Consider the following 11,053-nt stretch of genomic DNA (forward strand, 5'->3'; position numbering starts at 1 on the left):
GTGGTCGTCTGCTGCGGGGGCGGCGTGGGATCGGCGGTGGCGGGCGCCTCGTCGTTCGTGTCCGTGACGCTCGTCACGGGTACGGTGCGCGCCTGCGGGCTCGTCGTAGCGGTGGGACGGGCGGCGACGCTGGTCAGCCGGAGGGCCTTCGTAGCGGTGGTGGTCACCACGGTGGTGGCGTTCCGCGGCGGGCTGCTGATCGCGGGCGGCTGAGTGGGCGTCGTGGAGTCCTGCGGGTCGTCGGTGCGCGGCAGTACGGTCGACGAGCCGGTGTCGGTGGCGTCGCCCAGGGTCGTGGCCACGGCATGGGGCTCGGGCGCCGCGGATGCCTGCGCGTCGTGGCCGGTGGAGGGCCGGGACGGCAGTACGGCCAGCGTCAGCCCGCCTCCGACGAGCGCGACGGTCGACGCGACCACGGCCCGTCGCCGCTGCTTCTTCCAGCGAGCCAGCTCCCGCCGCCGCGCCGCACGGCCCTCGGTGGCGGGGACGGCGGAGACGGCCGAAGCGACCGGGACGGCTGAGGCGGCGTACTCGGAGTCGTCGGCCGGCTCGTCGTCCGAACTGTCCATCGCGCCGACGCCGGCACCAACGTCGGAGCCCGCGCCCGTGGCCGGGTATTCGGGTATCTCGGAGTGGGCCGTCGGCTCGGCACCGAGCCGCGACGTGGGACCGAAGTAGTCCGCCGCGACCGGGAAGCCCCGCCCGCGCCACGCCTCCGAAGTCGTCACGGCCGCCGGCGCCGAGTCCTGGCTCTGATGCCCGGGCGGCGCGATATCCGGAGCGTACGCGCCACACCCGGGGCACACGAGAGCCCCGTTGAGCGTCCGACGGCACGAGGAGCAGTAGTCCATCCGCGATCTTTTCTGTGCTGACTGCGCCACCAGGGGACTCCGGCGACCGGATCAAGTTCGCACTCAGGATCGAGCGGCCTTCAACGTAACGGCGGCTGCGGGAGGCCGTGCGTATTCCATGTGTTGCTCTCGCGAAGATTCCCCACCGCGGATCGGCGGATACGCGCCCGCACCTGACGAATCCGTCGGTCGGCCAGGCTCAAACCCCGTGCACGCGGGGACCGGTGGCCGGCCGGCACCCTCCGGAGCATCCAACTCCTTGAACCGTGCCGCGATGTCGCCGCCCACCAACTCCTGTGCCCACCCCCGCAGCGCCCCAATCTCCCGGGCTCCCTGGGCTGTGTCTTTATTGAGTACGCCCGGTGAGTCTTCCGTGCGATCATCCACCACGTACGTGCACACACGTCAGACATGCGCCCCACCGCATCGCAGCCGCCTCCCGCAGTGGACACAACCAGCGATCCCGGCTGCGGCGGGCCTGTGTCGGCGGGGCGGGGCGCATCCATATGTCACCGCTCCGGGGGGAACGGAATGTCTCATCACCCGTGTACGCCTGGTACGGCCGCGAGATCCGCGCCGTACACCGGGCCCTGCGCTGCCCTTCTGCTCGCGCTGTCGGTCCTGCTCTCGATGCTGCTCCCGGTGGGCACCGCCCAGGCGTCCACCGATCCCACCAGCACCGTCACCGCCAACACCACGGTCACCGACAACCCGGCCCTCACTCCCGACCGCGCTGCGACAGACGGTTGCGAGCCTGTCGAACTCGGCACTTACCAGGGGTCTTTCACCACGCCCGGCGAGGTGGACTGCCTGGCGCTGCCGCTCCCCGCGAACGCCCGGATGGCCGCGCTGACGGCCCTGAGCGAGCCCGGTCCGCACCCCGATGTCACCGTCGTCGACGCCGACGGAGTTCAGCGGTGCGCATCGAACAGCCTCTCCGGCGGGACCTGTTCGCTGACCGGTACCGCTCCGTACCGCGCCCTGGTCTCCACCGACGACGAGGACGAGCCCACCGGTACGTACTCCATCGCGCTTTACCGGACCGATGCGGCGAGCAACTGCCAGGTGGTCCCGGCGGGCGACTTCACCGCCGACAGCGCCGCCGCCTCCTTCAGCACCGGTGGCGGTGTCTTCTCGCGCTGCCTGACCATCCCCGCCGACGACCACAGCCCGGTGGAGAACTTCCAGCTCCGCGCGGTCACCGGCACGTCCACCGCCAATTTCTCGGTGCTGGACACGAACGGCAAGAAGGCCTGCTCCGTCAGCGCCTCCCTGTCCACCTGGACGACCTGCGATCTCACCCCGGGTGTCGCGCACACCGTCCTGGTCACCGGACGCGATGTCACCGCCACCTACACCCTGACCCGCCGCGATGTCACCGCGACCGCGCGCGGCTGCGCCGCGAACCCCGCGACGGCGGTGGGCGGTCCGTCCACGGGCGGCGCCCTCGGTGAACCGGGCACGCTGCTCTGCCGCCGGGTGACCACCGGCGATGCTGCGGACGTGCTGCACCTGAACGTCCGTGACGCCGTCGGCAGCGCGAACCTCCTCGTCCTCGACGCGAACGGCAAGGCCGCCTGCGGATACAGCAACACGTCGTGCGCGGTCACCGGATCCACCGGCTACCAGGTCCTCGTCACCGTGCCGGTGAACCTGCGGGCCGCCGACTCCTACCGCTTCGACGCCCTGCGTATCGCCACCGCGGCCGGTCCGGCTGCCGAGTGCACCGCCGTTCCGAATGTCAGCTACGGGTACGGGCCGGTCACCGGCACCCTGGACGAGCAGCACACCGCTGTCTGCGCCGCGCTGCCCACCGCGTACAACGACCGCTTCAATCTGACGATCAGTGACACCGACGGGCGGACCGAGACGGCCGTACCCGCGTTGTACGACAGGAGCCTCGGCAACGGCTGTCTGCTGTACATCCCCAGCGGCTACGAGTGTTCCGTGAGCGAGCCGTACACCACGGCGGTCTCGCCGAGCGTCCTCGTCCTCGGCCTGCCCGAGAAGGCGGCGCGGACCTCGTACAGCGTGGAACTCGTCTGCTGGACCATCCGCTGCGGCCCGGAACCGGTCAGTGTCACCGCGGTCACCCCGGCCACCGCGACGAACGGCGGCAAGGCCACCGTCACCGTGACAGGGACCGCCCTGCACATGGACGACAAGGTACGGATCACGCGGTCGGGCAGCACGCTGGAAGCGGTGACCACCGCCGTGTCGGCCGACCGGAAGACTCTGACGGCCGTCCTGGACCTGGCGGGTGCGGCGGCGGGCTCGTGGAGTCTCAGTGTCATCACGCACAACTCGATCGAGTACCGCCGCGGCACCTTCACCGTGACGCAGGCCCCGCCGCCGGGCGAAGGCTGACGGTCACCGTCTCAGCGGTCTCCCGCTGAACCACCGCCACCAGCACAAGGAGCGGGCCCCCGCCGGGATTCCGGTGGGGGCCCGTTCGTTTCGCGGGGTGGCTCGGGTCGCCGATGGCGGATTACCTCAGGGCGCTTCGCTGAGCGGCGCTGCGTGCGAACGTCTTTGCCCGGGCGAGCCGGTCGGGGAGGAACGCGTCCACCGCGCCCGCGCCCTCGCCCGGGTTGGTGTTCCAGCCCTGGATCTTGCGTGCGACGCCCTTCACCTTCGGGTGACCGGGCTCGAGCGCGATCTCGAAGTGCGACTCCTTCGGCGTGCTCAGGTCACCACCCCACACCACGGCGCCGTCCAGCTCCGCCAGGATGTCCCGGACGATCAGCAGCTCGTGCGGGTACAGGCCGTCCTTGACGCCCACCGGGTAGGCGTCCGGGCGGATCGCGATCGCCGTGCCGGAGAGGTGGTTCGACTCGTACCGCTGGTTGATCCGGCGCGACGGCGTGTGGCCGTGGACGTCGCCTCTTCGGAGCTGGTCGATCTCGTAGTGGAAGCGGCGCGCCACGTACAGCAGGATGACGGCCGCCTCGCCGCCGGCGAGACGTACGGACTGGCCGCTGCCCTCGATGCCGAACTCCTCGGCCTCCTCCAGGACGGGCCAGCCGTTCGCCGACAGGTCCCCCTGCCACGCGCCGCCGGATGACGGGCCGGCGGCGGCCGCGGGGCCGGCCGTGCCCATCGAGCCGAGCATCACCGTACCGGCCACCGCGCCTGCCGCACCGACGAACCGGCGCCGCGAAAACTCGCCAACAATCACGACTTCCCTCTCTTCGCTCTCAGACGGGAGCGCGCCGACCACACGGCGGCCCCCAGACACACGACGATCAGCAGCACGAACACGACGATCGCCGGGTTGACCCAGACCGGAACGAGGTCGTAGTGGGCGTTGCACTTGTTGCGCACCGGGAACCACTGCTCCGCCTGCCGGTCGCGCTCCGCCCAGTACTGGTCGTCGAAGGGCTGACCGGCGGCGTCGCAGGCCTCGACGATGTCGAGACCGCTGGAGAAGACGCCGACGAAGCGCGCGGCTCCCAGCAGCAGTGCGGAGACAACGGCAAGGGCGAGCCACGCCACTGGGCCCAACCGGCGCATGAGCTAATCCTTCTGTGCGCGCGCCGCGGCACGTGACCTGGCGGCGCGGAGGTACGTTTCGTGGTTCTTCCGGTACGTGGCCGCCATCCGCGACTCCTCGCCGGTGCGCGCGAGGAGCGTATCGACGAAGCCCTTTTCGAACGGCTCCAGTTCGTCGTAGTCCAGCATGGCGGGAAGCGTGAGAATACCGCCGCGGACGGAGATCAGACCGATCTGCGCCGCGACCACTTCCTTGTCGTCGGCCGCGGTGAGGATGTTGTGCGCCAGGAACTTGGCGTCCTCCGTGTTCCCGTTGAACCGGCCCTGCCAGTAACGCTGGAAGCGCCTGAGGCCCCCGCCGCCGTTGTAGAGGTCCCGTACCGCGGTGAGGATGTCCTTGTTGTTGTTGCGTACCGCGTCGGCGATCAGCCAGGCATCCGCGTCCTCGATCAGGTCGTTGAAACCGAAGCTGGCGGCCACGCCGACCTTCGCGAGCTTCTCCATGGCGAACTGATAGCCCGACGGGTAGGTGTCCTTGGCGTGACGCCAGTCGGCGTAGAACGTCAGCAGATCACCGCCCCACCCGGCGACATCGCCCTCGTTGACCGAGCGGGGATTGCTCGGCTTCCACGCCACGAAGTGCCCGTTCGCCGACGCCATCAGGTGTTCGGCGCCCAGCTCGTGCCCGGTGAAGGGATCCTTGAATTCCTCCCATACCGACATGCCCCGGCTGTTGGCGAAGTCCCTGAAACCGCGGTCGTACTCGCCGATCAGGAAGTCCCAGTCCCCGCCGCCGTAGCTCCTGTGGCGCACGTACTCCATGACGAGCTGGTTCGCGTTGCCCTTGCCGTACTCCCTCGCGAGCTGGAGCAGGCTCTCGATGTAGTTGATGAAGCCGTCCGCCGGTCCCGCGGCCTTGCCGACGGAGTTCTGGCCCGGGTCCGCGCCCGAGACGACGTCACGGTCCAGGTCGAAGACGTCCGACCCGTTGGTGACCTGGAACTCCTTGATCTGGTTGTACGACCAGTTCGCCGGGAGCGGGAAGCCGAGGTTCCCGGAGAAGCCCCAGGACATACCGGATACGAAGGAGTAGCGGGCCGCGGTCCGCTTCGTCACGTTCGCGCAGACGTTCCGCGATCCGTACACGCCGTGGATGTACCGCTTGCCGTTGTACGCCAGGCCCGCCGCGACACCGTGGAAGTACGGCACGATCGCCGAGTCGATCTCTTCCTGCGTGGCGTCGTAGTCCACCGCGAAGTAGATCGTCGTGCCGCGGTTGAATCGGTAGCCGACGGCCAGCGCGTGCGCGTTCATGGCGTGCATGTAGCCCGTCGAGTACGAGAAGTCCGAGAGCTGGCGCGCGTTGTCCTGATAGATCGGGAAGACGTTCAGACCCGCGTCGAAGATCGTCTGGAGCTCCCCGGGCTTGATCTCCTTGTCCAGGGTCGAGCCCGGCGGGTCGTACAGATAGCGGCCCACGACCTCGTAGAGGTTGTCGCGCAGATACTTCGCCCGCGAAGCGGTGATCTCGAACCGGGTGTCGCTGCCGGTCGCCGGACGGTCCGCGTCGCCCATCGACACCAGGAGCTGTGCCCATGTCTGGTAGTCCGACCGGCCCGACTGCGCCAGCATGGAGAACTTCTGGAAGGCCTTCACGAACTCGACGAGTGTGGCGTCGTAGGTGCTGCGCCATGTCGTCGGCGTGCCCGTGTCGCTGGTGCCCGACGGGACCGGGGAGTTGAAGACGCACGCGGCCGAGAACATCTCGACCAGCACGCCCGAGTCGCCCTGGCCCAGATTCTTCGTCCTCAGCGCGGCCTGGGTGGCCGGGCCGAAGTTCCCGTTGGGGGCGGCGATGCCCAGCTCGTACTGGAGCCCGGTCATCAGCGCCTTCTGCACGTCGCGGGAGTAGATCCCGTCGCACGGGCCGATGCTGAAGGCGCTCTTCTGCCAGTAGCGGCCGTTGAGCCATCGCTGGATCGATCTGATGTCGTCCGTGCCGCCGGCGACCTTGATGTACGCGTCCATGTTGAGGACGCACTTGAAGAGGGCGGGGGTGGTCTGGCCGCCCGCGGTGCCGATGCCTCCGTCGGGCAGCCCCATGTCGAGCCGCATCGCCTTGACGGCCTCGGTGGTGACCGCGCCGTACTCGCCGTAGCCGTTGGCGCCCCAGTAGCCCTTGCAGAACAGGCCGTGCTGGATGATGCGGACGATATTGCTGTTCTGGTTCCAGCCGAAGCCGATGTCGCCGATGGCCTGGAGTCTGGACAGCGTGCCCGGCCCGAAGTTGGCGACGACCGGGCTGATGCCCAGCTCGTGCTGGAGCCCCATGATCAAGGCGTTCATGGTGGACCAGCCGGTGCGGCCGTCCTCCGGGGCCCGTGAGTAGCCCGTGACGCTTCCGTAGGTGGCGTTCACCCACTGCTGCGCTTCAAGAACTTTCGCGTCCAAGATCAACCTCTCTTGTCATGTCATGCGGAGGTGGCGGCCTGGCCGCGACAGTTCGTGGTACGTGGGACCGCGGCGACCGCATACGGTTCACTGCCTCGGAGGGGAGCTGACCGAAGGGGACGTGGCGCTGATCCGAAGGGGAGGCCGGCGTTGTCCGGGGCTGGCTCAGGAGGCGCCGGGGCCCAGTGGGAAGTTGATGACGTGCTGCCTCAGACGCCTCGTCAGACCCCCGGCACACAGTTCTCACCTTAGGCACAATGTGAAATCCCGGGGTGGCGGCCATCGAGGAATGGCCGGATCTGCGGGGTCGGCCCTGGGGGCTGCCGCAGCCCGGGTCGCCCCCTGGGGGCTGCCGCGGCCCGCATGTCTGATGGCCGGGCCTCATGGCCTCGCATTACGCCCCCGTTCGGACCGCTTCCGCCGGGGCCCTGCGCAGGGCCTGGCGGGTGGGGAGTTCGATGGTGAGGAAGGACATGACGACGACCGTGACCGCGGTCGCGGGCAGCAGCCAGGTGGGGCCCGACGGCCAGGGGCGGGCCAGGAAGCCCTGGCCCAGCAGGGCGAGGGGGAGGGCGGACAACAGCAGGCCCGTGGTGAGCGCCGCGGCGGCTATCACCGCGGCCTCGCGGCGCATCATCGCGCGGATCTGACGCGGTGTCGTACCGACCAGGCGCAGGGCGGCGATCTCGGTGCGGCGCTGGGCGGTGGCGGCGACGAGCTTGTTGGCGATGCTCAGCAGGAGATAGGCGAGCAGCACCACGATGACGGCCAGATTGATCCACACCTCGGGCGGGGTGCCGGTACCGCCGGTACCGCCGGACTCCGCGTCGGAGCCCGGCCCCGGTGCCGTGTCCGACAGCGCCAGGCCCGGACGCGAGGCCGCCAGCGTGCTCAGCGCCCGTTCCGCGGCGGCCGTACCGTCCGTGCGGACCAGGACGCTCTGGTCCAGTCCCGCCGTGGTGTGCCCCGCGGCCAGGTCGTGCGAGAGGACCAGCGGGCCGAAGCCGAGCCCGCGGTCGTACACGGCGACGACCCGGGCGTCGACCTGTGCGCCGTCGCCGAGGATCAGCCGCACCCGCTGCCCCGGTCCCGCGCCGCGCCAGCGCGCGACCTCGCCGCTGACGGCGACCGTGGCACCGGTGAGACGCGCCAGGCTGCCTTCCCGTACGCCGAGGTCGAGGACGTCCGCCGCGGCCGGCGTCAGGATCATCGCGGGGGCGGACTCCGTCGCTGTATCGCCGAATTGCTTCTGGGGCCACGCCACCGTGGTCGTACTGACGGGTGCCGCCGCCCGTACGCCCGGCAGGTCCCGTACGTCGGACAGTGTGCCCGTCGGCAGGCCGCCGAGGCCCGGCGCGCTCAGCCGGTGCTGGGCGAGGGTGCCCGTGTCGGTGTCGTGCGAGGTCGCGGCCATCACGGTGGTCTGCGCGAGCGTGTACGTCAGGACGAACACGACCGCCATCGCCAGCGGGCTGACCACTCCGGTGACGCGCAGCGCGTACGCCCGTACGTTGGACAGGGCCAGCCAGGTCGGAGCGGACACGCCGGGGCGCAGCCGGCGTACGGCCGCTTCGCCCACGCCCTTGACCAGCGCCGGGCCGGCCAGGGCCAGACCGATCGCGGCGAGGATGCCCGCGATGGAGGTGGCGGAGGCGCCGATGAGGGTGCGTTGCAGCAGCGGCGCGGCCGACATCACGCACGCGGCGACGATCAGCAGCAGTCCGGCACGGGTGCGCGTCCTCGACGGTTTCCGCGGCTCGCTGCGCGACTCGGCGACCGCCTCGGTGGCCGGCATACGAGACGTACGCCAGGCCGCGCACCGGGCCGAGATCCGCACCGCCGCCGCCATCAGGACGACGGTGGCGAGGGCGGGCAACGGGCCCATGGTCAGGGGGAGTTGGGAGGGCAGGACACCGCGGTCCACCAGCATGCCCCGGAACTGCCCGGCCAGCAGATAGCCGACGGCCGCGCCCGGCACCAGGGCCACGGCCGCGACGACCGTCGAATGGGCGGCGGCCAGGTGCCGTATCTGTTTCGGGGTCGCGCCGACGGCCCGCATCAGCGCCAGATCGCGGCGCTGCCCGGCGATCGACACGCCGAGCGCGCCCGTGGTGACGAATCCGGTGATCAGCAGGACGATCCCGGCGAGCGAACCGGAGAGCAGGACGAGAAGGGAGCGGGTCGAGCCCACCCCGGGCGACACGGTCTCGCCCCGGTCCGCGCCGGTGAGGACCTTCAGCCCGGTGCCCGCCACCTGGCCGCGGACCGCGGAGGCGACCTGATCCTCGGCGCCGGGTTCGGTCGTGAGGCCGATCAGGTCGACGGTCCCGGCGCGCGGGTTGCCCGCCGGGGACGTACCCCCTTCGCGACTCGCGCCGCTCCCGTGGCTCGGCCGGCTCTCGCGACCGGACAGGCGTACGGCCGTCTCGTCCGCGAAGAACACGCCAGCGCCCGCACTCGCACCCGCATCCGCATCCGCACCCGGGCCCTCACCCGCGCCCGCCGCTCCGACCACCGCCGAGACGCGATAGGGCGCGGCGGGGCGGCCGTTGGCGACGACCCGCACGCGGTCACCCACGCTCAGGCCCGTCGCGGCGGCCACGGCGACCTCGCCGGGACCCGACGGCGCGCGGCCCTCGATACGCGGATCCGCCAGCAGCTTCGTCGACGACCAGCCGTGCCCGGCCGACGCGGGGTCCGCGTCCGCCGGCGGTACGACCCGTCCCCGCGCGTCCACGAGCGCGGCCGGGAACCCGATGTCCCCGACCGCCGCCGTCACGCCCGGCAGCCCGGCCAGCCGGTCCGTGAGCCGCGCCGGGACCGTGGCGCGCTCGGGCAGCGGGATCGGCAGGTCCGCCTCCCGGTGGTACTCCTGGTCGGCCGCGACCACGACGTCCGCGCCGCCGAGCCGGCCGGGCGGCAACTGGGAGCGCAGTCCGGACTCGGCCAGCACACCCGTGGCGGTGATCAGCACGGCGCCGCCCAGGACCGCGCACGCCACGGCGAGCAGCGCGCTGATCCGGCGTGCGGTCATCCGCAGAGCGAGATGCAGCATGTCTACCGCTCTCCCAACGCGACGAGGTGGTCGGCCAGTTGCGGCGCGGTCGGTGACTCCAGGGCCTCGACCACCCGGCCGTCGGCCATCACCAGCGCCCGGTGCGCCCGGGCCGCGGCGGCCGGGTCGTGGGTGACCATCACCACCGTCTGGCGCAGTTCGTCGACGAGGCCGCGGAGCAGGTCGAGGACCTGGTGAGCGCTCCGCAGATCGAGCGCGCCGGTCGGCTCGTCGGCGAACACGACGGCCGGCCGCGCCGCCAACGCCCGTACGACAGCGGCCCGTTGCTGCTGTCCGCCGGAGAGTTCGGCCGGGCGGTGGCCGAGCCGGTCGCCCAGTCCGACCCGCTCGACCAGTGTGTCCAGCCAGGCCCGGTCCGGGCGCCGCCCGCCCAGCCGCAGCGGCAGTGTGATGTTGTCCTCGACGGAGAGCGAGGGGATCAGGTTGTACGCCTGGAACACGAAACCGACGCGCTCCCGGCGCAGTTCGGTGCGACGGGTCTCGTTCAGCCCCGCGATCTCCTGCCCGTCGATACGGACACTGCCCGACGTCGGTGAGTCGAGCCCGGCGGCACAGTGCATCAGTGTGCTCTTGCCGGAACCCGACGGCCCCATCACGGCGAGGAACGTCCCGTGCTCCACGGTCAACGACACGTCGTCGAGGGCCCGTACGCCACCGTCGTACGTCTTGCTGACGCGACCCAGCGCGATGGCGGGTGTGTGTCGCGCGACACCGACGGCGGACGTGCCCATCGGCTGGACCGGCTGCCCCGACTGCCCCGGCTGGACCGGCGTTTTCGACCTGCTCCGCAGCCTCATCGACGTCCTCGCAGACTGCGCACGACCAGGGTCGTCGCGGCGAGCAGGGTGACGGTGCCGCAGGACAGATGCACCCACGTGCTGACGCCGCCGTACGAGGCCACGGTGTTGGCGACGGCGCTGATCACCACCACCGTCCACAGCAGCGTACGGACGATGTCGCCGCCGGTGACGCCGCTCGGGCCTTCGGCGGGGGCGGAGGCGGTAGGGGTGGGGGCGGTGGTGAGGCGGTACGGATCGGTGTGCGCCATGGGGACTTCCTCCTGCGGGGGTCGCCGCTGTTGTCGTCACCGACGCTACGGAGCGTGACCACCTCCGGACGATCCCGTGGACCACCCGATCCGGGGTACAGCAGGCTGTACCCCGGATCGGGTGGTCCACGGGAT

8 protein-coding genes are annotated in these 11,053 nt (G+C 71.1%); 1 reads left to right on the forward strand and 7 read right to left on the reverse strand.

The genetic code is table 11. The features are described from left to right. On the reverse strand, positions 1 to 851 hold an 851-nt coding region (locus tag WH07_RS39655), incomplete at its 3' end, for an SCO2400 family protein (protein ID WP_046497926.1). 531 nt (positions 852 to 1,382) lie between these two features. On the opposite strand from WH07_RS39655, the gene WH07_RS09640 reads away from it, so the two are divergent. Next, complete coding sequence (locus WH07_RS09640; protein ID WP_052744312.1) at positions 1,383 to 3,218, forward strand: hypothetical protein; 1,836 nt, start codon at positions 1,383 to 1,385, stop codon at positions 3,216 to 3,218. A gap of 121 nt (positions 3,219 to 3,339) precedes the next feature. Here the strand turns inward: WH07_RS09640 and WH07_RS09645 are convergent, their stop codons facing one another. From WH07_RS09645 to WH07_RS09670, 6 genes are all read right to left on the reverse strand, one after another. Next, the gene (locus WH07_RS09645; RefSeq protein WP_046497931.1) at positions 3,340 to 3,963 is read right to left on the reverse strand and encodes a M15 family metallopeptidase; all 624 of its coding nucleotides are present in this window, start codon (positions 3,961 to 3,963) and stop codon (positions 3,340 to 3,342) included. A gap of 62 nt (positions 3,964 to 4,025) precedes the next feature. Beyond that, positions 4,026 to 4,364 carry a hypothetical protein gene (locus WH07_RS09650; protein ID WP_046497917.1) on the reverse strand — a complete coding sequence of 113 codons (339 nt, stop codon included), beginning with the start codon at positions 4,362 to 4,364 and terminating at the stop codon, positions 4,026 to 4,028. Positions 4,365 to 4,367: 3 nt separating this feature from the next. Next, on the reverse strand, positions 4,368 to 6,794 hold the full coding sequence (locus WH07_RS09655; protein ID WP_046497934.1) for a glycoside hydrolase domain-containing protein: 2,427 nt from the start codon (positions 6,792 to 6,794) through the stop codon (positions 4,368 to 4,370). Between the two features lie 394 nt (positions 6,795 to 7,188). Then, the gene (locus WH07_RS09660) at positions 7,189 to 9,849 is read right to left on the reverse strand and encodes an ABC transporter permease (protein ID WP_046497920.1); all 2,661 of its coding nucleotides are present in this window, start codon (positions 9,847 to 9,849) and stop codon (positions 7,189 to 7,191) included. 2 nt (positions 9,850 to 9,851) lie between these two features. Then, the gene (locus WH07_RS09665) at positions 9,852 to 10,601 is read right to left on the reverse strand and encodes an ABC transporter ATP-binding protein (protein ID WP_046497937.1); all 750 of its coding nucleotides are present in this window, start codon (positions 10,599 to 10,601) and stop codon (positions 9,852 to 9,854) included. Between the two features lie 62 nt (positions 10,602 to 10,663). After that, positions 10,664 to 10,918 (reverse strand): hypothetical protein, encoded by a 255-nt coding sequence (locus WH07_RS09670; RefSeq protein WP_046497923.1) that lies wholly within the window; start codon positions 10,916 to 10,918, stop codon positions 10,664 to 10,666. Positions 10,919 to 11,053: the final 135 nt, after the last annotated feature.

Origin of the sequence: Streptomyces odonnellii, from assembly GCF_000981895.1 — a bacterium.
In the GTDB taxonomy this organism is placed as follows: Bacteria; Actinomycetota; Actinomycetes; order Streptomycetales; family Streptomycetaceae; genus Streptomyces; species Streptomyces odonnellii.